General features: G+C 38.0%; 25 protein-coding genes. 10 read left to right on the top strand and 15 right to left on the bottom strand.

Annotation, left to right across the window (positions count from 1 at the left end):
• Positions 1-18: 18 nt before the first annotated feature.
• The 7 genes from MY533_RS00680 to MY533_RS00650 are packed head-to-tail and all read right to left on the bottom strand — an operon-like array spanning position 19 to position 5,785.
• Positions 19-378 (bottom strand): Na+/H+ antiporter subunit G, encoded by a 360-nt coding sequence (locus tag MY533_RS00680; protein ID WP_248717651.1) that lies wholly within the window; start codon positions 376-378, stop codon positions 19-21.
• The gene (locus tag MY533_RS00675; RefSeq protein ID WP_049663615.1) at positions 356-640 is read right to left on the bottom strand and encodes a Na(+)/H(+) antiporter subunit F1; all 285 of its coding nucleotides are present in this window, start codon (positions 638-640) and stop codon (positions 356-358) included. The genes MY533_RS00680 and MY533_RS00675 overlap by 23 nt, the downstream gene beginning before the upstream one ends.
• Positions 640-1,122 carry a Na+/H+ antiporter subunit E gene (locus tag MY533_RS00670; RefSeq protein ID WP_132363597.1) on the bottom strand — a complete coding sequence of 161 codons (483 nt, stop codon included), beginning with the start codon at positions 1,120-1,122 and terminating at the stop codon, positions 640-642. Before MY533_RS00670 ends, MY533_RS00675 begins: the two co-directional genes overlap by 1 nt.
• Complete coding sequence (locus MY533_RS00665; RefSeq protein WP_248717650.1) at positions 1,122-2,627, bottom strand: Na+/H+ antiporter subunit D; 1,506 nt, start codon at positions 2,625-2,627, stop codon at positions 1,122-1,124. Before MY533_RS00665 ends, MY533_RS00670 begins: the two co-directional genes overlap by 1 nt.
• On the bottom strand, positions 2,620-2,958 hold the full coding sequence (locus tag MY533_RS00660; RefSeq protein WP_132363601.1) for a Na(+)/H(+) antiporter subunit C: 339 nt from the start codon (positions 2,956-2,958) through the stop codon (positions 2,620-2,622). The genes MY533_RS00665 and MY533_RS00660 overlap by 8 nt, the downstream gene beginning before the upstream one ends.
• 3 nt (positions 2,959-2,961) lie before the next feature.
• A complete protein-coding gene (locus MY533_RS00655) occupies positions 2,962-3,384 on the bottom strand; it encodes a Na(+)/H(+) antiporter subunit B (RefSeq protein WP_132363603.1) in 423 nt (140 codons plus the stop codon).
• A complete protein-coding gene (locus MY533_RS00650) occupies positions 3,371-5,785 on the bottom strand; it encodes a Na+/H+ antiporter subunit A (protein ID WP_248717649.1) in 2,415 nt (804 codons plus the stop codon). The genes MY533_RS00655 and MY533_RS00650 overlap by 14 nt, the downstream gene beginning before the upstream one ends.
• A 761-nt stretch (positions 5,786-6,546) precedes the next feature.
• On the opposite strand from MY533_RS00650, the gene MY533_RS00645 reads away from it, so the two are divergent.
• Positions 6,547-7,233: an adenine nucleotide alpha hydrolase family protein gene (locus MY533_RS00645; RefSeq protein ID WP_132363607.1), complete on the top strand. Its 687-nt coding sequence runs from the start codon at positions 6,547-6,549 to the stop codon at positions 7,231-7,233.
• 37 nt (positions 7,234-7,270) lie between these two features.
• Here the strand turns inward: MY533_RS00645 and MY533_RS00640 are convergent, their stop codons facing one another.
• Complete coding sequence (locus tag MY533_RS00640; protein ID WP_132363609.1) at positions 7,271-8,476, bottom strand: MFS transporter; 1,206 nt, start codon at positions 8,474-8,476, stop codon at positions 7,271-7,273.
• 118 nt (positions 8,477-8,594) lie between these two features.
• On the opposite strand from MY533_RS00640, the gene MY533_RS00635 reads away from it, so the two are divergent.
• Positions 8,595-9,320: a DUF421 domain-containing protein gene (locus MY533_RS00635; protein ID WP_371873283.1), complete on the top strand. Its 726-nt coding sequence runs from the start codon at positions 8,595-8,597 to the stop codon at positions 9,318-9,320.
• Between the two features lie 18 nt (positions 9,321-9,338).
• Here MY533_RS00635 and MY533_RS00630 read toward each other — a convergent pair whose 3' ends face one another.
• Positions 9,339-10,043, bottom strand: a complete 705-nt coding sequence (locus MY533_RS00630) for a CBS domain-containing protein (protein WP_371873282.1) — start codon at positions 10,041-10,043, stop codon at positions 9,339-9,341.
• A 668-nt stretch (positions 10,044-10,711) separates the two neighbouring features.
• On the opposite strand from MY533_RS00630, the gene MY533_RS00625 reads away from it, so the two are divergent.
• Positions 10,712-11,365 (top strand): GAP family protein, encoded by a 654-nt coding sequence (locus MY533_RS00625; protein ID WP_248717647.1) that lies wholly within the window; start codon positions 10,712-10,714, stop codon positions 11,363-11,365.
• Positions 11,366-11,474: 109 nt separating this feature from the next.
• Here the strand turns inward: MY533_RS00625 and MY533_RS00620 are convergent, their stop codons facing one another.
• The 6 genes from MY533_RS00620 to MY533_RS00595 all read right to left on the bottom strand — a co-directional run bounded on the left by MY533_RS00620 (position 11,475) and on the right by MY533_RS00595 (position 16,805).
• Positions 11,475-12,257, bottom strand: coding sequence for an ABC transporter permease (locus MY533_RS00620; RefSeq protein WP_248717646.1), 783 nt, complete (start codon positions 12,255-12,257; stop codon positions 11,475-11,477).
• A complete protein-coding gene (locus MY533_RS00615) occupies positions 12,254-13,147 on the bottom strand; it encodes an ABC transporter ATP-binding protein (protein ID WP_248717645.1) in 894 nt (297 codons plus the stop codon). Before MY533_RS00615 ends, MY533_RS00620 begins: the two co-directional genes overlap by 4 nt.
• The gene (locus MY533_RS00610; RefSeq protein WP_132363619.1) at positions 13,144-13,347 is read right to left on the bottom strand and encodes a PLD nuclease N-terminal domain-containing protein; all 204 of its coding nucleotides are present in this window, start codon (positions 13,345-13,347) and stop codon (positions 13,144-13,146) included. The genes MY533_RS00615 and MY533_RS00610 overlap by 4 nt, the downstream gene beginning before the upstream one ends.
• A 248-nt stretch (positions 13,348-13,595) precedes the next feature.
• Entirely contained in the window at positions 13,596-15,278 is a 1,683-nt protein-coding gene (locus MY533_RS00605) for a hypothetical protein (protein WP_248717644.1), read from the bottom strand.
• A gap of 127 nt (positions 15,279-15,405) precedes the next feature.
• On the bottom strand, positions 15,406-15,837 hold the full coding sequence (locus tag MY533_RS00600; RefSeq protein WP_248717643.1) for a protein-tyrosine phosphatase family protein: 432 nt from the start codon (positions 15,835-15,837) through the stop codon (positions 15,406-15,408).
• Positions 15,838-15,857: 20 nt separating this feature from the next.
• Complete coding sequence (locus MY533_RS00595) at positions 15,858-16,805, bottom strand: carbohydrate kinase family protein (RefSeq protein ID WP_248717642.1); 948 nt, start codon at positions 16,803-16,805, stop codon at positions 15,858-15,860.
• Between the two features lie 276 nt (positions 16,806-17,081).
• Between MY533_RS00595 and MY533_RS00590 the strand changes: the two genes are divergently transcribed.
• The 7 genes from MY533_RS00590 to MY533_RS00560 all read left to right on the top strand — a co-directional run bounded on the left by MY533_RS00590 (position 17,082) and on the right by MY533_RS00560 (position 25,498).
• Positions 17,082-17,645, top strand: a complete 564-nt coding sequence (locus tag MY533_RS00590; RefSeq protein WP_248717641.1) for a GNAT family N-acetyltransferase — start codon at positions 17,082-17,084, stop codon at positions 17,643-17,645.
• A 13-nt stretch (positions 17,646-17,658) separates the two neighbouring features.
• Positions 17,659-18,576, top strand: a complete 918-nt coding sequence (locus tag MY533_RS00585) for an EamA family transporter (RefSeq protein ID WP_248717640.1) — start codon at positions 17,659-17,661, stop codon at positions 18,574-18,576.
• 415 nt (positions 18,577-18,991) lie between these two features.
• Positions 18,992-20,083 carry an extracellular solute-binding protein gene (locus MY533_RS00580; RefSeq protein ID WP_248717639.1) on the top strand — a complete coding sequence of 364 codons (1,092 nt, stop codon included), beginning with the start codon at positions 18,992-18,994 and terminating at the stop codon, positions 20,081-20,083.
• Between the two features lie 124 nt (positions 20,084-20,207).
• On the top strand, positions 20,208-21,278 hold the full coding sequence (locus MY533_RS00575) for an ABC transporter ATP-binding protein (RefSeq protein WP_248717638.1): 1,071 nt from the start codon (positions 20,208-20,210) through the stop codon (positions 21,276-21,278).
• 12 nt (positions 21,279-21,290) lie between these two features.
• On the top strand, positions 21,291-23,012 hold the full coding sequence (locus MY533_RS00570) for an ABC transporter permease (protein ID WP_248717637.1): 1,722 nt from the start codon (positions 21,291-21,293) through the stop codon (positions 23,010-23,012).
• Between the two features lie 27 nt (positions 23,013-23,039).
• Complete coding sequence (gene argH, locus MY533_RS00565; RefSeq protein WP_248717636.1) at positions 23,040-24,554, top strand: argininosuccinate lyase; 1,515 nt, start codon at positions 23,040-23,042, stop codon at positions 24,552-24,554.
• A complete protein-coding gene (locus MY533_RS00560) occupies positions 24,551-25,498 on the top strand; it encodes an N-acetylglucosamine kinase (protein ID WP_248717635.1) in 948 nt (315 codons plus the stop codon). Before argH ends, MY533_RS00560 begins: the two co-directional genes overlap by 4 nt.
• Positions 25,499-25,614 lie beyond the last annotated feature (116 nt).

The following is a 25,614-nucleotide window of genomic DNA, read 5'->3' as shown; positions in this document are numbered from 1 at the left end:
GGGGTCCGACCACTAATGTTATTTTTCATCTGGAAATAGCTTTTCCTTCAACTCATCCTCTCCAGACCCTTCTGCTAAAGGTACTCGAGAGCGATACGCTGCACGACATATTAAATGCCCTGCTACAGGAGCTGTTACGAAAACGAAGATAATTCCTAAAATTAAACGTACACTCACATATCCATCATGCACCCAAAAGTAAATAAATGCACCCAGTAGACATGTTAAGACCGACAATGTTGAACTTTTCGTTGCAGCATGTGAGCGTGTGTAAACGTCCGGCAAACGAATCATCCCTAATGCACTAATAACACTTACAATGGAGCCAATCAATATAAGGATAACTGCTGCCCATTCAATCATTTGATTTACGTTCAACAATCACACCTCTTTCAATATATTTCGTAAATGCAATCGTGCCGATAAAAGCTAAAATACCTAATATTAAAATAGCTTCTAAATACGCCTTTGTTTTCAATATAATGGAGACGATAGCGATTGCTGAAAGTAAATTAACACCTATTGTATCCAGTGCTATGGCACGGTCGGGCAACGAAGGACCTCGAATCACGCGAAACAGCGACAACGCAATCGATACACTGAATAACGCCAGAGCCAATAGCAAAATTTTTTCAGTCATTAACGTGTCACCTCCATGATTGCTTGTTCAAATTTCCCTATAGAACGAATGACAGCTTCTTTTGATTGTTCAATATCCATTGCATGAATATAAAACATGTCTCCCTCTTCACAAACTTCCATCACTACTGAGCCCGGAGTAAGAGTGAGCAACAACGCAAGTGCTGTTATTTCCCAATCTCCTTTAAGCACTGTTTTATACGTAAATATACCAGGCGTAATCTTGAGCTTCGGCGTAGTAATTTGTCTTATTACACTATAACTCGATAATAGTAGCTCCCAATTAAAGAGCCATAATAATTTAATGATTGAAAATACACGTCGTAAATAAAATTGCGTGCCGTAAAAGCGATGCATAGCATATAAAATTCCTATTCCGACGATAAACCCCATTAAAAATGTCGAAAACTGCGGGATAACTTCATCTTGTAACAAGAGCCAAAGTGTTGCGATAAATAAATTTAAGATAAATTGCATCGCCATTATTTATTCACCTCACCTTTCCACGTCGTACCATCCAGCACTGCATCAATATAGATGGATGGTGTGTAAAGCGTTTTTGCTGCATCTGTTACATACGGAGCCAGCCATTCAGCTCCAATTCCTAAGCCAATTGTACAAGCTGCCAATAATGTTAGTGGCAAGACCATACACTTTGGTAACGGCTTTTCATCCTCTAGACTAATAATGGTTTCTCCAAAGAATGAGGAGAGGAATATTCGTAATAGTGAATACAAAACAATTAAACTAGATAAAAATCCTAATCCTAGTAGAACAAAATTTCCGCCCTCAATAGCTCCTTGTCCAATTAAAACCTTCCCTAAAAAGCCACTTAATGGTGGTATTCCAGCAAGGGAACACATGACAATAAAGAATAACCAACCAAAAAGAGGGTAATTTCGAATGAGCCCACTCATTTTATCAATAACCGTTTCGCCAGTAACGTACATCATCATTCCAACTGCTAAAAACAGCATGGCCTTAGCTACCATATCATGCATCAAGTAATAGGTTACACCCTGTAAAGCTGACTCCGTACCGATCGCTAGACCAGCTACTATAAAGCCGACACCAATTAGGACATTATAAGAGGCAATTGTTCTTACATCTCGCCCTGCTAATGCTCCCATACATCCAGCAATAATCGTAACTCCCGCCATAATTCCTAGCACCATATGAGTCACTTCAGTATTCGTTGGGAAAAGTAATGTAAAGGTGCGGACGAGTGCATAAATGCCAACCTTCGTTAATAATGCTGCAAAAAGTGCAGCTATAGCTGTTGGAGGTACACTGTATGAGCCCGGAAGCCAGAAAAATAATAGGAGGCCAGCTTTCAAGCTAAAAACAATTAAGAAAATAAGAGCCACGGTCGTTATTAATGGATTAGCTCCTGCCTCCATAACACGGACAGAAATATGTGCCATATTCAACGTGCCAACTGTTCCATATAAAAAAGCTAATGCCACTAGGAAAATCCAAGATGCAACAATATTAATCAGCACATATTTTAACGCCTCGCGCAGTTGAACTTTATCGCCACCTAAACTAATAAGTGCATAAGAAGCAAGTAACATAACCTCAAAGCACACAAACAAGTTAAAAATATCCCCTGTTAGAAACGAACCGTTAACTCCCGCTACCATAAGTAGGACAAACGGATAAAAATACATCTTTTCAAAGCTCTTACCGATTGAAAAAATGGCATACAGCAAACAAATGGCTGCGACAATATTCGCTACTAATATAAGAAGCATTGCGAATGAATCTGCAACAAATAAAATGCCGAACGGTGGTGCCCAGCCACTAAAATCAATACGCATCACACCTTGTTTTTGAATCTCTAGCAATAAAATGACACTAATAAGAACAACAAAGCTTAATGTCAATAAACTAATAATGCGCTGCAAAAAAACATTTTCACGTAAAAATACAAGTAAAATCGCCGTAATAACCGGCACGATTAATGGTAAGACAATCATATTACTCATCCGGCGTACCTCTCAATTCATCAAAATTCGCCGAATCGTTCGTTTTATACGCTCGGTAACCAAGAACGAGTACGAACGCCGTTACTGCAAAGCTAATGACGATTGCAGTTAAAATTAATGCTTGCGGCAAAGCATCTGTATAAGGACCTTCTGATTCTTCTAAGAGTGGTACATCCCCTTTTTTCAGTCCACCCATCGTTAATATTAGTAAATGTGCCGCATGCGATAAGACTGCAGTTCCTAAAATCACACGTAATAACTGTTTCGAGAGGATTAAGTACGTCGCAACAGCTACTAATACACCAACTAACACTAGTATTAAAGACTCCATTGGCTACTCATCCTCACTTATACTTAAAATTATTGTGACTACAACACCTACTACCGTTAAAGCTACGCCAGCCTCGAAAATTGTTACAGTCGAAAAGCCCATTTTCCCAAATATCGGTACATTTATATAACTATGTGTTTGCGTTAAAAACGGAACATCGAAAAATAATGAGCCGATTGCTGTGCCTGTCGCAAGTAATACGCCAAGCGCCGCAACTTTTTTAAAATCCAATGGCATTCCTTTATGCACCGTTTCAATGTCATATGCTAAATACAACAGAACAATGCCAGAGGCCAGCACGAGACCACCTATAAAACCTCCACCAGGAGCATGATGCCCTGCAAAGAATAGATAAATACCAAGGGTTAAAATAATGAAGACGACCGTCTTTGTGATAGTACGTAAAATGACGTCATTGATTTTCATGATCCGTTTCCTCCTTTCGTGGCTTTAGCTTCGTTAATGTATATACTCCTAAGCCTGCAATCAGAAGAACGACCACTTCTAGCATCGTATCAAATGCACGGAAATCGCCTAATATTGTGTTGACAATATTTGAGCCACCCGCGAGTTCGTAGGAATCATTGAAGTAAGTAGCCACTGGCTTAAAGCGATCAAAATGGACAACCGCTAAGCCAATTAAAGTAACTGTGGCGCCAACGAAAATGGATATAATCGCCTTAGACCATTGCTTTTTTTTCCGCGAAGCTTCAGGCATTAAATCGGGTAAATATTTAAAGCATAGAAGGAATAATGCAGTTGTTACAGATTCAACGACTAATTGGGTTAATGCTAAATCAGGGGCACGGAAAATAACAAAGAAAAATGCAATTGAATAGCCGAGTACGCCATTTAATAACATGGCTGTTACACGTCCTTTAGCGAAAATTATCCATACTGCGGCGAACATCATCACAAATACTAAAATGAGCTCATAAGACTCAATTGTGGAATCCTTTGCAAAATTAAATGCACTAGCATCCGACCAAATAAAATATCCTGCAATTAGCGCAACAAAAAATACATAAATATAAACAAAATAATGCGTTAAATTGCCTGTCATATAACGATTAGTAAGCTTCGCAGAACTATTTTCACTAAACTCAATCATACGATTGTAATACATATTAAACGTATATCTTTGCGGGAATATCCGATACAAAGGCTTCCAGCTTTTTAACGTTTTAAATAAGATGACCCCAATAATAATTACACCGAGCGTCATTAACAATTCTGCATTTATGCCATGCCAAGCATGAATATGTGGCGTTAATTCACTCGTTGATGGGAATGTTGGATAAATGCTCGCCATAGCAGGCTCTAAAATATAATGCCCTAGCACGTTCGGGAAAAAGAAAATCCCAACTACAAAAATGCACAGAATGATTGGCGAAAATAGCATCCCTAACGGAGCTTCATGCGGTTTTTTATCCAACTTATCTAGCCGTAGTTTTCCGAAAAATGTTCGGCTGATCAAAATCATACAGTAAACAAATGTAAAGATACTTGCCACCCATGCCACTATTGGAAAGAGTAGTCCCAAATCAGCAATTGAAAATGCCTCTACGTTGCGAATCGCTAGTACCGCTGCGAAAAACATTTCTTTACTTAAGAAGCCATTAAAGGGAGGTAAGCCTGCCATAGAAAATCCACCAATGACTGCAATTGTGAAAGTTATCGGCATTATGGCCATTAGCCCTCCGAGACGGCGAATATCGCGTGTGCCTGCTTCATGATCGACAATACCAACCATCATGAATAGTGCACCTTTAAACGTGGAGTGATTAATAAGATGGAACAACGCTGCAAAGCTTGCCTGCGTATAAAGAACAGTATCTGGCGCATAACCGTAATAATGACCTACCGATCCTAGCCCAAATAAGCTCATAATCAATCCAAGTTGACTAATCGTTGAAAAGGCTAGTAACGCCTTTAAATCCGTCTGACGCACAGCATTAAATGAACCCCAGAACAATGTTAGAAGGCCAATCACACTTACTAGCCAGAACCAAACAGCCTCTCCTCCAAATACTGGGGAAAAACGTGCAACTAAATATATACCGGCTTTTACCATCGTTGCCGAGTGTAAATAAGCACTAACCGGTGTTGGCGCCTCCATCGCATCTGGTAACCAAATATGGAAAGGAAACTGTGCGGATTTTGTAAATGCACCAATTAGAATAAGGATTAATGCTGGGCTAAACAGTGTATGATCTCGTATAATGCCTACATTGGCTACGATTTCGCGAATACTAAATGTACCTGCAGCTACATAGAGCATCAAAAAGCCTGCTAACATTGAAAGGCCACCAAAAACGGTAATTGTCATAGCTTTCCTTGCACCAGCACGAGATGCTTTTCGATGATGCCAAAATGCAATTAACAGGAAAGATGACACACTTGTTAGCTCCCAAAATGTGTATAAGACCATTAAATTATCTGAAAAGACGACGCCAAGCATAGCGCCCATGAATAGTAATAAATAGCAGTAAAAATGGTGAAGAGATTCTTTCGTTGATAAATAAAAAATAGAATATAAAATAACTAAACTACCTACACCCGTAATCAGTAAACCAAAAATCATACTGAGTCCGTCGAGATAAGTTGTGAAATTTATATTAAAAGAGGGAATCCACTCATATGTATGCATAAACGTTTTACCCTCGGCAATTTGAGGAATGTAGCGCGCGAGTAAAAGAAACAAGATGAATGGAACGGATAACACAAACCAGCCTAGATGTGCAACACGCCTTAGTCGCCTATAAAGTAGTGGAATAAGTGCAGCACAGATAATTGGTAAAAGAATCGCAAAGAGAACTGTAACCAAGTGAAAACCTCCTACTAACAATTTCGTTCAGCAACTGTATGATATGGTGCGAAAAAACTGTGTATATGAGAAAATAACCGATAATAAAGTATTCCCAAATCTACTGAAGTTACTACTGTTTTATACTTTGCTTCACGCACAAAAATTTAACAATTGCTGGAGATCCTAAAAAAACTCACTAAAAATGAATAAAGCTAACTAACATATTAGAAATTCTCTTGAAATTTGATTCATGTAATAAAGTGTGTACTCCTTGAATCGGAAAACAAATGGTAAAGATCTAGCTCAATTTATACAGGGAAAAAGTTTCTGGTGATTACACTGCATAAAACAAAGGGAGTCTTTCAGGCTATGAACTTTTTCTACTGAGAAGCCTAAATACCGATAACGTATTGCCTTAAAGCCTTTAGAAAATGGCACGACTTTTTGAGAGATAATATGTACACACTATCCATGTCACTATAGTTTTACCAAGTCACTTGACTAACTAATTAACTAACTGCATAATAGTGTGGCATATAGAGGCAATTGGCTTAAATGTACGGAATGCATAATTCAAATAACTGTAAAGTATAGAGATAACCCAGTTTCCTCAAGGTTTTCCCAATATATTATCATTAACTTTTATACGTTTTTTAGTATACAATATAAATGAGCATAATGCACTGTATCAGTATCGATTTTTGCTGTTTTAGGCTATTTTTTTCAAAACCGACTGTAAAAATGACAAAATAACGACAAGATAAGAGGTGTTAATTTTTATGAAGCATGTAAAAGGGCGTTTAGACGAAAGTATATTAGTTTGTGTCTACTATGGACTTAACGGTGAGCGATTAATACGACGTGGTCATAAAATGGCTACAATGTTAGATTGTCCGCTCTATATTCTTTCGGTCGATTCGCAACCCCTTGATGCATTTGATGCAGAGAAATCTAGCTACATTGAGCAATGGAAAAAGTTATCTGATGAGCTTGAAATTGAAAAGTTCATATTACAAGATAATGAGAAGCGCCCCATCCAAAAGGTTATTGCAGAAGTGGCAAAAAATTACGGAATCTCCCAAATTATTGTAGGCCAAAGTGCACAAAGTCGCTGGGAAGAGATTACAAAGGGTTCCTTCTTAAACGTCTTACTAAAAGAGGTTCCTTTTGTTGATTTTCACATTGTAGCTGTCCAACGTCCAACTGACGACGATGCGAACGATACATACGAAAAAGGTGTACGTGCTTATTTAATCCAAGAACACGAAGATTTTAAAGTAGCATTTACATGTCCTAAATATGTATCAATTGAAGGTATATTTTTCAAAGAGATTGGCACTGACTTTGATAATGGTATTTTTAAATTCACTTACAACGATAAAATGCATGAAGTTCACATATCAGAGGGCTATGTACTAGATAAAGAAAAACTTCCGGCTGAATTTTTATCTCCATTACGCCAATAATAAAAACGCGTTTCTCAAACTTGAGAACGCGTTTATTTTACGCCGCCGAAGCTGGTTTATCCTTAGGTAAGAAAAATGCTACTAGTAATAATAAAGGAAGCAAAGATACAACCATCATCGTAAAATCAATACCCCTATGATCCATTAATACACCAATTACCATCGCACCGATTGCGCCCATTCCGAAAGCAAAACCAGTTGTTAAACCAGCCATTGTTCCAATTTTTGTTGGAACAAGCTCCTGTGCGTAGACAACTGTTACTGAGAAGCTAATCATAATGAGTGTGCCGATAATCACTAAAAATATCATTGCTGCCCATAACGGTACATAAGGCAATGCCAAACAAAATGGCATCGGCACAACAACGGACAGTAAAATTACGTTTTTTCTACCAATTCGATCGGATAATGAACCTCCGAAAAATGTGCCAACGACGCCAAAGGCCATAAAGGTGAAAATTAATATTTGTCCAAGACGAAGACTAACATCATAATGATCCATTAAATAAAACACATAAAAACTTGTAATATTCGTTGTATAAAATGATCTCGCAAAAATAATCGTAAACAGTAACGTTAACGCAATACCTACTTGTTTCTTTGTTAATGGAGGCAAGTTCGAAACTAATACTCGTTTTTTCTTTGCTATACGTTCTTGCTCTAGCTGCTTTCTATACCACGCTGCAATTTTGCTCAATAAAACAATACCTATTGCTGCCACTACTAAGACAATTGCTGCACCACGTTGCCCAAAAATATCAAAAATATAAGCACTAATTAGTGGTGCAAGTGCTTGCCCAGAGTTTCCTCCAACCTGATAAACTGATTGAGCAAGTCCTCTTTTTGAGCCAGCTGCCATGAATGAAACACGAGAACCCTCAGGATGGAAAATAGCTGAGCCAAACCCTAAAAATAATACTGCAATAATAATTATCCAATATTGTGATGTGAACGCTATAATAGCAATGCCTATAAATGAGCTTGCCATCCCAATCGGTAGTGCGTAAGGCATCGGCTTTTTATCGCTAGCAAAACCAACAACAGGCTGCAGAGCAGAAGCAAACATATTTAATGCGAACGAAATAAGACCTATTTGCGTGAAAGTTAACCCTAAATCACTCTTCAATATCGGGAACATCGCTGGAATAACAGCTTGCATTGTATCATTGATAAGATGGGCAACAGCTATTGCAATCATAATTGGATAGACTGGATTGTTTAAATTCCCATTTTGTTTATTCATACCGCCACCTCCCTTTCTAATCTTTGTAAATTTTCATTATAAGAGATCGTCGCATACAATTGTCCTTTTTGCACAAGCTATTCATTGAAAATAGCAGTTTTAAGGGAGTGATTTATGTATGAATATAGACGAATTTTTTAAAGCCGATTTTTGGGAAATGATACTTAGGGCAACACTTTCCTTCTTTGCTCTACTCATCGTCACCCGATTACTAGGAAAAAAACAGCTTGGGCAACTAACCTTCTTCCACTATACAACAGGTATCACATTCGGTTCCATTGCTTCTGAAATAGCAGCACAGGCTGAAACACCCTTTTTAGATGGCCTTATTGCCCTCATTTGGTGGAGCATCTTAACTTATATTATGACTATCATTACTATTAAATCTAAAAAAGCTCGTGTAATTGTTGATGACAAGCCAACAATCCTAATTCAAAACGGAATTATTTTAGAGTCCGCCTTAAAGAAAAATCGTCTGCATATGGATGAGTTAGCGATGATGCTACGGGAACAGGCCATATTCTCAATACAAGATGTCCAATATGCATTACTTGAAACGACGGGTAAATTAAGTGTGTTACCAAGACCCGCTGAGCAACCGGCTACAAAGCAAGATGTTAAAGCTGATGTTACGCCGCCAACCTATATACCAACAGAAGTGCTTTCTGACGGTAAGGTTATTTATGAAAATTTAGTTGAACTTGAATTGACTGAAGATTGGCTTATGAAAAAGCTGAAAAAGCAAAATGTCCAAGCCGTTGAGGATGTTTATTTTGCTCAGGTTCAAACAAACGGCTCCCTCTATATAAGCATGAAGGATAAAGCAAGACGATCAAGCTCTTAACAGCTTGTCTCGTCTTGCTTAATCTATTTTTACAATATCTAATGGTGTAACAATGCCGATTAGTTTTTGATGTGGTTTACCATGCTCCGTTATTAATAAAGCTTCAAAGCGACGTCCCCGTTCCACACCTTGTTTAAAAATATCTTCGGCCTCGTAAATCGTTATGTATCTACTCACAAATTTATAATTCACCTTATTTTTTTCATGCATCAAAATATCATGTAAAGACGGAATTTTCTTAGGTATTTGATCGCCTCCCATCATCGTAGCTAGCCAATTTGTAATTCCTACTGTCGTTACAAGCCCTTTAAATTGATCTTTATGATATACGGGAAACTGTGTAAATTTACGATGACGTATAACTTTTAAGACATGTTTTAGTGAATCTCTTTCCTGAAAAATTAATACTTTTTTATGAAACATTTGGCCAACAAGTGTTGGCTTAGCAAGTGTTGCATCTATATATTCAATTCTTTCCACAACATCTATATGTGGTTCAGCGATGACATACTCTAATGATGTGCGATGATGAACAATTGCATTTCGTAAATCTGCATACGAGCGCAGATCGTCTTCGTATTTACGAACTAGTACTTCCTTTTTCTTCGCTTGATCGATAAGACGATAAAAGGGCATAAAGTCCTTTGCGCCAACAATATCTCTTAACCTATGATCTATCCGATTAAACGCTGTAAGAAAGCGATCGGAATTTTCTGTAGCCAATTTTTCCACTTCCTCCTACTTATATTTTCATATTTTCCGAGTTATTAGACAAATTCTGTTTCATAGCTCCATTATATTCCTAAGTTATGGATATTCCAAGATAAGTAATTACATCATATAGCCTTGTTGCCATAACGTGGGGTTGATTTTCGTTTTAACTGGGTGCTTTCCTGGAGGCGTCGGGCCATTTATTTATGCTACTTTTTTACAGTGTCCAAACACCTGCTAAAAGAAGATAAACAAGTATACCTAGATTACTTGAAAATTATGCAAAGTTTTTTGAATATTATTGGATTGGTATGTATAATATTGGTAATAGCCAAAAAGGGGGATTTGCTTTTTCTTGTCATTCATAAGCATCTAAACAAACAGAGATTTCCGTTCGGACACTGCGTTATGATAAAGAAATTGGTCTCTTATTGCCGACAGCCAAAACAGAAGAATCCACAATCTTTAGAATAGAGTCTATTAGGTCGATTGAAGGAATTGAGAAGAAATTATAATGCGAATCAGAATCAGTGCAACGCATTATTAAACGTGAATAAAGAAATTTTCTTTACAGTCTGAACAAGTTGAATTGTATCCGTTAGAGGAAGTTTTCTTACATTTAATTGAACATGCTTTTACGATATTTGAAGTTAAAAATAACTAGAAGGTGATCTCCAACAATGAGTATAGAGACGTTATCAGTAATTGGTGTCTTAGCTATATTAGATACGTTGAGCCCTGCTATAATCGGTGTGACTGTATATGTATTGCTTGTGGCAAAAAAACAACAAAGTCGACTGCTATTAACTTATTTAACGACAGTGGTTTTATTTTATTTTAGTACCGGTATTTTTTTGATGCTTGGCTTAGATGTTATTTTTGATCCAATTGCAAATGCATTAAATAATCAATCTGCTAGATTAGTAATGATAATTGTAGGGGCAATATTATTTGTCGGAAGTTGGTTAGTACCAAAGAAAAAAACATCGGGATCTCCTAAGCCGAAAGCGTTTAGTATAGGAGCAATGATTGCTTTAGGATTTACGACTTCTCTTGTAGAAGTGGCAACAGCTTTACCCTATTTTGCAGCAATAGGTATTTTAACGAGCAATCATTTAGCCTTTTACGAATGGTTGCCCATCATAGCGGGATATAACCTAATAATGATTACGCCAGCGATCCTATTACTCTGCTTACACATACTGTTCAAACGCTTTATGAATAAGCCGTTAAGAAAAATACAAGCGCTTTTTGATAAAAGCACAAGTTCTGCTCTTTCATGGGCAATGTTTTTCGTCGGTCTTATTTTGCTGATGAATGCTCGTATGCTTTAAAAAATAATATAGTAAAAATCCGCTACAGTTTTTCATCGATAGCGCCGCTGGTTTTAGTGCTCGTGCCCTATGTTAAAAGTTTACGCGGATTTTTACCTCCATACTTCCTTTAAATTTTCGTCATCGATGCGTTTTTCTTCATTGTCAAAATTCCTATACCTATACAAATTATGGTGATAACTAATGTAATAGATAGGCTCCACCAATAATCCGACATCTCCATCGTGCCCCTCATTAATTGAACACCATATACCGGTAATTTCCACGGTGATATTGTCCAAAATGCCCCAACTAAAGCATCCAATATTTGCCCAATAAATATGATAGCAAATGCACATGCTGTTGCTACCACTGTTTTAAAAGTTGCACTCATCATTAATGTCACGGCTATCACAAAGAGCAGCCAAGAAAAATACGTAAAAAAGCTTGCTATAAGTGTCCCTATCTCAAATGTCCCATAAAGCACGACCGTATAGTATACGCTCGCGGTAAAACCAGCTAATATACTAACAAGGCCAACAGTACTCATGACGATAAATTTACTCATAAAATAAGCGCCGAACGATATTGGACGGACATACAATAAAGTAGCCATTCCACTTGCTCTTTCTTTACTTATGGTGCCTACGAAAGTTGCCATTAATACGAGTAAACCTATCGTCTGAAACTGTCCAATGGAAGCTTGTAATAGATCCACTGGCATTAATTCTGGCATCAACATTTCAAAGCCTTCTGGTACGTTACCAACAGCATTTAAAATATCCATCATATAATAGTTCGTCAGTGGATCGCTCATACCGAGCAAAGCAAATACAAGAGGTATCCATAAAAACTTCCAGCTTCGCCAAGCTTCTCTGAATTCCTTTTGAAGTAGTACAGTAAATCCTCTCATATCTTTCTCGCCACCTTCATGAAAATCTCTTCAAGCGATGCTGTTTGACGCTCTACTTTTCGTATTTCATAAGGACAACTACTCAAATGTTGAAGCAACCCCTGCATACTTGGTTGTTCATCAATAATTCCTATATATACATAACTGCCCTTAGCTTTTCCTATAAGTTCAGATTGACTGGCAAAAAGTTGTGCTTCTTTTTCAGTGCTAAATTCTACAACATAATTTGATTCTTCGAAACGTTGTCGAACTTCACGTAATGTCCCCTGCTCTACTAGCTTTCCATCACGTAAAAACAGTAATTGATCTGTCATCTCCTCAGCATCATTTAAAATATGTGTCGAATATAAAATCGTTGTTTCCTGCTGTAAGCCCTTCAATAAATCAAGAACTTCCCTACGACCTACTGGATCCAATGCAGACACAGGTTCATCTAATAACAGTAATTTAGGCTTATGAACAATTGCCTGGGAAATGCCAAGCCGTTGCTTCATGCCACCAGAAAACGTAGAAATTTTCTTATTTAAATCATTACCAAGACCTACAAACTCAAGTGTTTTTTTGGCTTCTGCTTGTGCTTTTTTTGCTGGCACACCATTTAACTTTGCCGCCATTTCAGTAAACTCTAACGCACTTAACCAAGGATAGAATTGCGGATATTGTGGCAAGAAACCAATATTAGCTCTTAAATGACCATCTAGCATTTTTACACTTCCGGAGGTTGGTTTTAATAAACCTGTTAGCATCGATAATGTGGTTGTTTTGCCAGCGCCATTAGGTCCAATTAAAGCTGTCGATGTATTTTTTTCTAAAGAGAACTCAATCCCATCCACAACTACCTTTTCTGCAAATTGCTTTGTAAGTCCTGCTACCTCAAGTAATATCGTCATGATTGTTTTCTCCCAACTATAAAGTACGCAATCGATCCAATAATATTTGTAAAAATAATAAGAAGCGCCCATAAAACTTTAGGGCCATTTGTTGCATGGACTTTACGTAAATCAACTAAAGCTACAATCATTAAAATAAATTGAACGACTATTAGTGGTGCGATGACTGCCCATGGAACTTTCGCTAATTCCTCCATCATATAATTCACCTCATCTTTGTTATATTATCACTATAACAAAATCTGTTCTAATATGTATAGCACAAATTTATGTATCGGCTGTTAAAAATAATCCGGCTAAGCACTTTCTTGGGGCGTCCAATGAGTCGCATCGCTTGCGCTACAAAATCTCATCCGAGACGCTGATCTCCAAGAAGTCACTTAGCCTTCACTCTAATCAATTTAACAAATATCATCCATATGTTTCTTCCACTTAAATCGCGTATGCATTAATTCGACTCAAAACCTTTACAACCATCGACTGCTAACGCCATTGCTAAAGTGTAGAATGTGCGACGTGCTCCAGCACAGTTTGGAGATTCTTTATCAGTAGTAGTTAGGTCTGTAGCCGAGCTAACAGTCCCATCTGTATTTGAAACATCTGCTAATATATCTAAGCGAGCTAAATCCCAAAGACCTGAACGACAGTGTGATGGGAAGGCATTTTGCCCATGTAATGCTCGACCAACTTCAAGTTGGAGTTTAATTGCTTCCCCGATTTTATGAATACTTGTAGATCCTTGACCTGCGAATCCAGGATAAACATTGAACAATCCGACCATAGCTTGATTGATCCCCTCACCCTTATTAGGTATTTGCCATGGATTTTTAATCAACTCGGATGAACCTAACATTGCGTTTTCTGGAATGTACATACCCCAATATTTAGCTTGGCTAAACGAATTATTTATTAAAGTATTTTTGATAATTGAATAGTTTGTAAATATATCTTGGTAAGTATTAATCATCTGAACTACCATAATTCCAGAATCTGAATCAGAATTTGGAACAAGATTGTACCATGATGATACTGTTGGATTGTCAATCAAGCTTGCAAAGATCTGTAAGAATGTTATTGCAAATGTATTATATGCCGGAGAATCAAATCGAGATCGCAGCATATTATTCGTTAAGTTTACTTCGGAATATCCATGAACCGGCAGAACTCTTTTAGCAGTTAATGCATCGTTAAATGGCTCTTGTTGGAAGCACCCTTTAGCATCATTAGCAACTAACGTATTTGAACCCCAATGAGTATAGCTAAGAACATCTCTGATTGCATTTTTCAAGTTATATGCAGGATTTAATGAAGCTCCAGTTTTATTCACTTTTACATCATAAACATGTGCCGCCATCCATAATGCAATTGTATTTAGCGATTCGTTAAGAATAAATCGCTCGTTTTTAGTGTTGAAATAGGAATGGTGATCTATATAATCTCTATCACTTGTTCCTGGCTGAATACCAGCAAAAGAAACTTGTCCTGAGCTATCAAGAACTGTTGGCATCTCTAAGTATTTTTTTTGAGGATCTGTGGATAAATCTGCAGTAGTTATCCAGTATCCTATTTGGCCCGAATATGGTCCAGTAGCAAAACGGTACGCTTTTTCTGAGTCATTATATGTCCAAGCAGACGGAGTCCGATGATACATTAAAGAATAGTTTTCTTTAGAACTTAATACTTCATTAGCAAAATAGCCTCGGTATCGATCTAACAACTCATCTACATTAGAAAGTGATACATCGCTTTGAGACTCATCCAACTTTTTAAGCATCGCTACACCAAGATAAATAAAGCCTGCTAACGGATTGATTGACGGGAAATTATATGTTCTTTTCAAAAGTTTAGGAATAACAGCATTAACCACTTCTTTGTAAACTGCATCACGCTCTCCAACCAATGCCTTTTGTTGAGCGAACTGGGCACAGAACATCATTAATTGCCCAACACCTTGTTGATAGGTGGAAGCATCATTTGTACCATTTAATAAATGATTTTGGAAAAATTTCCGCACTCGTGGATATCGACCTTTATCCTTCTTATAAGGATGGTTTACAGATACCTGCTCGTTAGACAATAAAAAAGCTTCTGTAAAGGCTTGAGCCTCTTGTAAGGGTGTAAATGTAGTCAATTGATTCACTCCTAAATTTGTATTTTTAACTTACAAACATAAAAGTGAATGATATTTTCAAAAATAAATCAATTTATAAAAAAGAAGATGTACCAAAGTTGAAAAAACTATTGGTACATCTTCTCTTTTATTTGTATAGCTTCTGCAAAGCATCTGCCATTTTTGGACGAATTGTAACTTGTGGACGGGCTTTCTTTACCGCCACTTCCGCTTCCTCTAGAGAATTGGCCATGCCAAGCTCCATTAATACAGCAGTGGCAGCCACTCCTGCGCGACCTCCCCCGCCTCCGCAATGGAAGTACACTTTTTGTCCATTCTCATAGGCAGAAACAATTTCTTTCGCAACTTTTTCAATTGATGGTGCAACCTCTATGTCCTCATCTGCAATCGGCATATGCTTGTACGCATATGAAGCCGCTTCTTGCTCCTCTTTAGATAAGCCATTTACTCGAACATCAATCACGATATCAACCGTTTCTTGTTCAAAAGCTAAATCTGCATCTTTTGCACCGCCAAAGAATAATCGATCCTTCACTAATACATCGTAATTTTTCTCCATTGTATGCACGCTCCAAACGATTATTTAAGTAAATGTTTAATATCATCATAAAATGGAAGAGCTGTTAATGCCCCTGCTTTAGTAGCTGCTAAAGCGCCCATCTTATTGCCAAAGCTTACACAACGAACAAGTTCTTCTTCTGTTGTAGGTAAACCATTGTAATGAACATCGCGTAATACACCAGCCATAAATGCATCTCCAGCACCTGTAGTATCTACTGGCACAACCTTTTCTGTCGGTACATGGATAACCTCACCATTTAATACCGCAAATGTGCCCTTTTCCCCTACTGTTACTAAAATAATGGGCACTAAATAACTGTTTAATTGCTCAATGCCCTCTTCCAAGCTAGTTGTTTCTGTAAGGAAAAATAATTCTTCATCAGTAACCTTTAAAATATCTACGTGCTCAAAAAATGACGTGATCGTTTCACGGCAAACCTGCTCACTGCTCCAGCGTAGAGGGCGAATATTCGCGTCCATTGCGATAATTGCCCCTTTTTCCTTTGCCATCTCTACAGCAGCACGTGTAGTATCAAGGGCTGTAGGATGGAACATTGTACCTGAGCACACAGTTAAAGCAGATGCATGTTTAAAAGCTGCTTCATTTAATTGTGTTGCTTCTACTTGTAAATCTGGCGTCTCATCGACATAATCCTTAAAAATTCGCTCACATGCTTCCGTTAAATGTACATAGACACCGCTAACACGCTTCGCAGGGTTAAATACCGCATAATCCAGGCTGACCCCTTCTTGTACAAGGCCATCTCGAACAAACTGAGATCCTTCGTCATCTCCTGTGATCGTAATTAACGCAGATGGAGCACCGATACGGCTAATTCCCGCAGCAACATTTACTGTTGCACCACCCATATATTTAGTAAAAGATGTATTTGTTACATCATCAGCGATATAGTCAATAAAAGCATCTCCATAAACTAAAATATAATCCTTATCTTCCTTTGTCATTGTTGTCCTCCCGAAACTCTAGTCATTATAGATTAACATGAAAATTGATGTCGTATAAAGTTTTAAACTTTCGGAAAAATAATCAATTATGCCCTGGCACAAAGCACTCCCTTCCGATTCCAAGACATTCGCCGGAGACTTTAACTTCTTACGGCAAGTATTTGGCACCCACTGAAAGAAGTTAATGATGCCATCAAAATATCCCCATTTACTCAAAAACTTGAGTCATCCTCTATCTTTGTTATACTTGCCTATAGAAAGGTAGGGATTTTGACAATGAGTATTACAATTCGACAAGCGCAACCACAGGATGCCCATGCCGTTGTACCATTAATTATTGATGCGATTGGTGATATTGCCAACCGTTTAACAGGTGAACAAACAGCGAAAGCCGTTGAACAAGAACTTACTGTACTATTCAAGCGTGAGGACAATCGACATTCCTATTTAAATACTTTTGTTGCTGCTCTAAATGAGCAAGTATTAGGAACTCTTGTTTTTTATAATGGTGCCGAAGCCATTCATATGGATGCAAATCTCGTAAAATGGCTTGAAGAAAAAAATGCGCCATCCATCATCATCGATAAAGAGGCTCATGAAGATGAATATTATATTGATACTATTTGTGTAGCACCAGAAGCTCGTGGTAAAGGAATAGGAACATTATTACTGCAATTTGCCATAGAGGAAACAGAAAAACGAGGCTATACAAAATTATCATTAAATGTTGAAACGGAAAAAGAGGACGCTCGTCGCCTTTATGAACGCATGGGCTTTGTCGTTACCGAGCCATGGTCCATAATCGATGAACCATTTCATCATATGGTGAAGCAATTTTAGGAAGTGAAAAAACATGAAGAAAAATTTATTTTATCCTCTTTTAATTGTCATCGCTTCTAGTAGCTACGGTGTACTATCGACAATTGTCAAAGTAGCTATGCAGCATGGCTTTACAACAGGAGAGGCAGTATCGAGTCAATATATTATTGGCTTTATGCTGGTTGCAACAATTTTTATAGTAACACAAAGACAATTACCAAAGCTCTCTAAAAAGGGACTGCTTATTTTGGTGTGCGCCGGGATATTTACCGGAACTACAGGAATTATATACGGCGAATCATTAAAGTATCTACCAGCCTCTCTTGCAGTAGTAATGCTCTTCCAATTCACGTGGATTGGCTTATTAATAGATTGTGCCCTTCATAAACGCTTACCAAGTCGGACTGAAGTGATTTCCATCATTGTATTATTTGCTGGAACGATTTTAGCTGCTGGCGTACTAAATGTAGATTTGAGCGATATTCCTATTCAAGGCTGGCTACTAGGTTTTGCTGCTGCCTTTACTTTTGCTTGCTTTATTCAATTTAACTCTCGTCACGTGGAAGGTATTACAACGACCTCACGCGTGTTGATTGTTTCCTTTGTCGCTCTTATCATTATTGGTATTTTCCTAAACCCTGAAGTTCTTTGGAACGGCAAATTATTCGCCGGGGGGTTATGGAAATTCGGACTAGCACTAGGTCTCTTTGGTATTATTTTGCCAATTTATTTATTCTCTATAGCTGTTCCGAAAGTGGGCGGAGCTCTTGCCTCTATTTTAAGTGCTATGGAGTTGCCCGTTGCCGTAACCGTTTCTGTTATTGTTCTCCATGAGCCATTAACTTCTTTACAAATAGCGGGTATTATTTTAGTTATTTTAGGTATGATGTTACCGACAATACTTTCGCAGCGACGACAAAAGGGAAAATCTTTAGAGCCTGTCAGTAAGTAAATACTTTAAACTACATTATAGGGAGATAGATCATTTTTTTGATCCATCTCCCTTAATTTCTGTATTTAACTAACACTAGGTAATGAAAACGGCAATTTTAATTACAGCGAGTAGTGCAGCAATATATCCACTCGCCCAGTGTGATGCACCGACTCGCTGAGAAAATTTTGAGGATCCCTATTCTCTCCTTGATAGAGAGCGGATCACACCTGAACCCCTAGAATGATAATTTAGGGACCCCTTTCAAAATCAATTGTTCACTTACATTTTCGATATTCTATCCTCAAAACTCTTATACTAGAAATCTTAGCTAAGATAATATAATTATAATTTTTTAATTATTCTAACATTAATGTACGGTCTATGGATTATACTGATAGTATGTAAGTTTTTCACTATTAGGGAGGGGAAGATTATGCAGAAAACACGTATTTTCGGTTTTTTACTTGTGCTGATGCTTCTTGTCTTAGCTGCTTGTAGTAGTGACAAGGCTACTACAAAAGATGGCGACAAAACGTCCAGTTCTGAAAAGACCGATGTAGCAGCTAAGCCATCTGGAAAGCTTGTTATTTATACAGGGCGCGATGAAGAAATGGTGCAAAAAGTAATCGATCAGTTTAATGAAAAGTACCCGGACATTGAAGTGGAATTTTTAACGATGGGCGCACAGCAAATTTTAGAACGCCTACGTGGTGAAAAAGCAAATCCTCAGGCTGATTTTTGGTGGGGCGGTACGCAATCTGCACTAACTGTCGGTGCCAATGAAGGTTTACTTCAAGCTTGGAAGCCTAGTTTTAACGACTCCATTGATGCAGCCTATAAAGATGCGGATGGTCGTTGGTTTGGTGAAATGTTATTGCCAGAAGTTATTATGATTAATAGCGACGTATTAAAGAAAGAAACAGGTCCACAAGATTGGGATGAATTATTAGATCCAAAGTGGAAAGATAAAATTTTAATTCGTGGTGTGTTAGCATCTGGGACGATGCGTACTATTTATTCATCTATGATTTTACGTCAAGGTGCAGATACACCTGAGAAAGGCTATGATTGGTTATTAAAATTAGATGCCAACACGAAGGAATATACACAAGATCCGAATGCACTTTATTTAAAGATGACAAGACAAGAAGGCAGTGTTTCTTTATGGAATTTGCAAGATATTTTATTAAAGAAATATACGACTGATTATCCGTTTGATTATATTTATCCGAAAAGTGGTGCACCGATTTTAGTTGATGGTGTTGCTGTTGTTAACAATGCTAAAAACTTAGAAAATGCAAAGCTCTTCGTAGAGTTCTTATTTGAAAAAGGAATGGTGACTCAACTAGCAAACGATTACTATCAAATTCCTACTCGCTCAGATATCGATAAAGCTTCAATGCCTGAGTGGTATAAAGAATTAGACTTAAAAACTTTTGATATAGACTGGACACTCATGTCTGATAAAGAAGCAGAATGGATGGAGTATTGGGATAACAATATTAAAGGACGCGGAAAAAAGTGACCGATTATTAAAGATTTTTGACCTCTAAAACACCTACGAATATTGCGTATATTTTTAAGCCTCGAGTATATGTTTGCTCGAGGCTTCATGTAACTAATTTTTTAACAAGAAAGGAGCATTTCAGTTGAAAAGTGTCAAAATAAAAAATGTCTCTAAGAAATTCGGTCACATTCATGGCGTAAAAAATTTAGATCTTCATATTAAAGCTGGTGAATTTTTCACCTTCCTCGGCCCAAGTGGTTGTGGGAAAACGACTACACTAAGAATGATAGCCGGCTTTTATTACCCAACAGAAGGGAAAATTCTTTTTGATGATTTTGATGTGACAAGGCTTCAACCTAATAAACGAAATATCGGTATGGTGTTTCAAAATTATGCCCTCTTTCCACATATGACGGTAGATGAAAATATCGCCTTTGGATTACAAGTACGAAAATTTTCGAAGTCGGAAATCAAACAAAAGGTCGACCGTATTAGAGGGCTTGTTCATTTATCGCAATATGGGAATCGGAAAATTAATGAATTATCTGGTGGTCAGCAGCAACGGGTTGCATTGGCAAGAGCACTTGTAATAGAGCCCGATATTTTATTGTTAGACGAGCCATTGTCGAATTTAGATGCTAAATTACGCGAAGAAACGCGCGTAGAAATAAAACGTATTCAATCCGAGCTTGGTGTTACAACCATCTATGTTACGCATGATCAAATGGAGGCTATGTCCATGTCAGATCGGATCATGGTCATGGAAAATGGGAACGTCAGACAAATCGGTACTCCGCAAGAAATTTATAATCAACCTTCTAACCGCTTCGTCGCAGATTTTATTGGTGAGACAAACTTAATTGAGGCGACAATTGATGCTGTTAATGGTGACGATATACAAGTAAAAACGACAAGTGGACTTGTTTTGACTGGGCGAAAGCAACAGAGCTCCCCCACTTTAACGCATATGATTGGAGACAAAGTATTTATTTCTATTCGCCCTGAATCCATTAATCAAGGTACTGGTGAAAACACATTAACAGGTAAAATCACTTTTGTTGAATTTACAGGAATAAGTGTGAACTACATTGTAGAATGTCTAGATTTTTCACTAAAAGTAATGATTATCAATATGAACGGTCAACTTAAAAAAATTGGTGAAGACATCACCTTAAATATAGCCCAAGATTCACTGTATTTTTTAGGAGAATAGGAGGGTAACAACATGGAAAAAACACACCTCAATCCTTCTGAAGGAAATGCATGGACACGACTAACTAGCTCAAATTGGTTTGTCTATATTTTAGTTGCACCTTTATTTTTAGTGTTGTTTGCCTATGTAGTATACCCGTTCTATCAAACTTTTACAGAAAGCTTTTCTGGTGATGATGCACTATCTAATTATAAAAATTTTTTTAATATAGCTAGCCCAGCAAATATAGAAGCATTATGGACTAGTATTTATATATCCGTTATCAGTGTTATTTGCTGTGCAATCGTCGGTGTAACTATGGCATTTTTACTGGAACGCTATGATTTCCCAGGCAGACGGATACTCTCTGTTTTAGTATTGGTACCCATGGCTCTTCCGCCGCTAGTAGGTGTGCTGTCCTTTACATTTTTGTATGGAGAGAGTGGGATTTTCCCACGTGCGTTTCAGCACCTATTCGATTTAGAGCAAGTTCCATTTTCATTAAAAGGCATATGGGGAGTTATCGTCGTACATACATTCACTATGTACACTTACTTCTACTTAACCGCCTCAGCAGCTATAAAAGGTCTTGATCCAGCTTTAGAAGAAGCCGCAACTAGCTTAGGTGCCGGGCGTGTTCGAATATGGACAAAGATTATTCTACCCATGTTAACACCCTCGATTGTTGCCTCATCCCTACTCGTATTTATGATTTCTATGGCATCCTACACTGCACCTTTAATGTTCGGTGTTGAACGCACGATGACCATGCAAATCTATTTATCACGTACGAATGGGAATTTAAATATGGCAGCGACACAATCTATGATTTTATCCTTTGTGTCCATTACCTTTTTAATTATTATGCGCTGGTATCAAAACCGCCGAAATTACCAAAATCTTAGCAAAGGTATTAGTGTTCATCGATCCGAAGTGTCTTCAAGAGGCATGAAAGTTATGGCGACTATTGCGTCTTTCATAGGGACATTAATTTTAATTTTGCCGATTTTAGTGCTTATATTAATTTCATTTTCCGTTGATGGTGCATGGAAAACGCAAATTCTCCCAACAGATTATACATTAGATCATTATTATGCTCTTTTTACAGATGAACGGACGTGGCGGCCGATTTGGAATTCCGTTCGAATGGGGATTGTTGCCACGCTCGGCAATATCATTTTCGGTGTTGCTGCAGCCTATGCTATGGTGCGCTTAAATTTTAAAGGTAAAACATTACTCGATATTTTAATCATGGTTCCTTGGGCATTGCCGGGTACCGTTGTAGCTGTCAATCTGATCGCAGCTTTTAGTACGGAAAATATATTCTCTTTTAATCAGGTTCTTATCGGGACATTTTGGATTTTGCCGTTAGCTTATTTTATTAGACATTTACCCCTTGTTTTCCGATCGACATCTGCATCACTTGTGCAATTAGATCAATCTATCGAAGAAGCATCACGAAGCTTAGGTGCAACCTGGTGGTATTCATTTAGACGTATTGTACTACCACTTACATTTACGGGCATTTTGGCGGGTACATTACTAGCACTTGTTCAAAGCTTCGGCGAATTCGTAGCGTCTATTCTTCTTTACAGTACGTCAACGATCCCATTATCAGTGGCGATATTTCAAAAATTGTATTCTTTTAAATTTGGTACTGCTTGTGCATACGGTGTCTTACAAATTTGTTTAATTTTAATTGTATTGATTATTTCCGAGAAGTTATCTAAAGGCAGTGCTGGTTCGGCCATATAACTGCTAATCTACTAGGAGGCAATAACTATGTTTGAAGATTTCCGCAACAAGACCCAGCGAGAAGATGGGATGATCTTTCCTTCCAATATTTATCGTAAAATTGTCTTGCAACCGGCTTACGATGAAGCCAAGAAAAACTTTTTAACAATTATGTTGCAAATCAATATTGCACACTTAAAAATGTTAGAAGAACAGGGTTTAGTTAAACAAGAAGAAGCTAAAGAAATTGGTACTGCTTTAAAAAAACTAGACTTGAACTATTATCGTATAGAGGATTACAGCCCGCGATATGAGGATTTGTTTTTCCGCATCGAAAATAAATTAATAGAGCTTGCTGGTGATGTTGCAGGGAATCTTCACATTGGTAGAAGTCGTAATGATATGGGCATTGCCATCTATCGCATGACTTTAAGAAAAAAATTGTTATTGCTTATGCAAGAATTACTGACATTACGAGATGATTTAATCGCAGCGGCTGAGGAGCATGTTGATACGATTATGATTGGCTATACTCATACGCAGCAAGCACAGCCAACAACCTTTGCGCATTATTTGAAAGCTGTCATCGATCAACTTGAACGAGATTTTGAACGTTTACAGCATGTCTATAAAACGGTGAATCGCAGTAGTATGGGGGCCGCGGCATTAACGACAACAGGCTTCAATATTAGTCGAGAGCGCATGCGTGAGTTATTGGCATTCGATGATATTATCGAAAATGCGTGGGATGCTGTTGCTGGAGCAGATTATATTGCGGAGGCAGCGAGTATCGTGCAACTTGCGGCACTTAATCTTGGCCGTACATCCCAAGATTTCTTACTTTGGGCTACACAGGAATTCAATGCGTTTACGCTAGCAAGCCCGTACGTGCAAGTTAGCTCTATCATGCCACAAAAGCGCAATCCTGTTTCGATAGAGCATACACGTTCATTGCTATCAGCGGTTGTTGGTGATGCTAGTACAGTGTTACAAATGGTACATAATACACCTTTTGGAGATATCGTAGACACAGAGGATGATATGCAACCTTATTTATGGCGCGCGATCGACCGTTTAATAGGTATTTACAAACTATTTGGTTCACTTGTTGTCACGATGGATGTAAACAAGAAAAAACTAAGAAATCGAGCAGAAAATAGCTTTGCCAATGTGACAGAGCTCGCAGATACGTTTGTGCGCTCTGAAGGGATTTCCTTCCGCCAAGCACATAGTATTGTTAGTAAATGTATTAAAGTATTGCTCTCTCATGGGGAGGAATCTCTAGCAAGTCTTACATGGGGTCTTGCCAATACACAATCTAAATTAATTACTGGTAAGCCATTAAAAATTTCTGAGGAAGATTTTTATAGCACATTAAAACCAGAAACTTTCGTTGGTGTACGTACATTACTTGGTGGTCCAGCGCCCGCAACGATGAAAGAATCTCTTGAACGCTCCAAGGCCAATACTCATAACCTTAAAGAGTGGGTCAGTTTGAAAGAGTCTAAAATTGTTGAGGCAGAAAAACAATTAACATTAATTTTCGAGGAATGGAATCAATGATGGAATGGCTACTTATTATTGACGGTGGTGCTACAAAAACGGCATGTGCGCTCGTACATGCCGAGTCAGGTGAAATAAAATATACAACATCAAGCAGTGGCTCGAATTATCAAGCGATTGGTGCTACAGCTTCTATAGAAATATTGCAAGCTTTATTAGCAAATGTGCAAGGTTTTTTACAACAGCAAGATACCTCAACTATTGCCGTTGCTACCTTCGCAATGGCTGGGATTGATTCTCCCAAAGATCATGAAGCCGTATCAGCAATCGTTCATAGTGCACTATCTACATTACAGTTAAAGATAGATACGCTTATTATAGAAAATGATGCACAAGCCACTTTACTTGGTGTTACTGCTGGACAGGCAGGCGCATTACTCATTGCTGGAACCGGAGCTATTGCGTACGCATATGATGGTACACAAATCGTACGTGCAGGTGGTTGGGGGCACCGTGCAGGAGATGAAGGCAGTGGCTATTGGTTAGGACAAGAAATTATACGCGCCATTTTCCGCATGGAAGACGGGCGTGGTGAGCCGACCATATTGAAAAGTGCTGTCTATGATTACTTACGAATCCAAGATGTTACAGAGCTAGCTTCTTGGCTATTCCGTCCATCCTACACAAACGCGCAGCTTGCAAAAATGAGTGCATTTTTAGCAGAGGCTGTGACCAAAAAGGATTCATGCGCTATTCAAATATCAATGCGTGCTGCTCATGAATTAGTACTCCTTGCATGTGCTGTGGTGAAAAAAATTGATTATAAGGGCGAAGCATTCAGCCTTTATTGTAATGGTGGTGCCATAAAGCATAATCCATTAATTTTTAAAACTTTTTCACAAGAAATGAAATCGGTGTATCCTGAAATTGAGATTTCTTTATGTCAGCATCAACCTATCTATTATCTTATAGAGCGAACAAAAAAAGCCTATGACAGATTGTAATGTCATAGGCTCTTCATGTTGTTGAAAACTATTATATTCAATGACAACAAGGTGTCTATTTAAACAAAGTACTACTCCTCTGCAAAACGAAGGGTTGATTTCCGTTCCGACTGGTC

The organism is Lysinibacillus sp. Ag94 (assembly GCF_023242215.1).
GTDB lineage: Bacteria > Bacillota > Bacilli > Bacillales_A > Planococcaceae > Lysinibacillus.
Note: the sequence above shows the minus strand (reverse complement) of the source record. Positions and strands in the feature narration are given on the sequence as shown.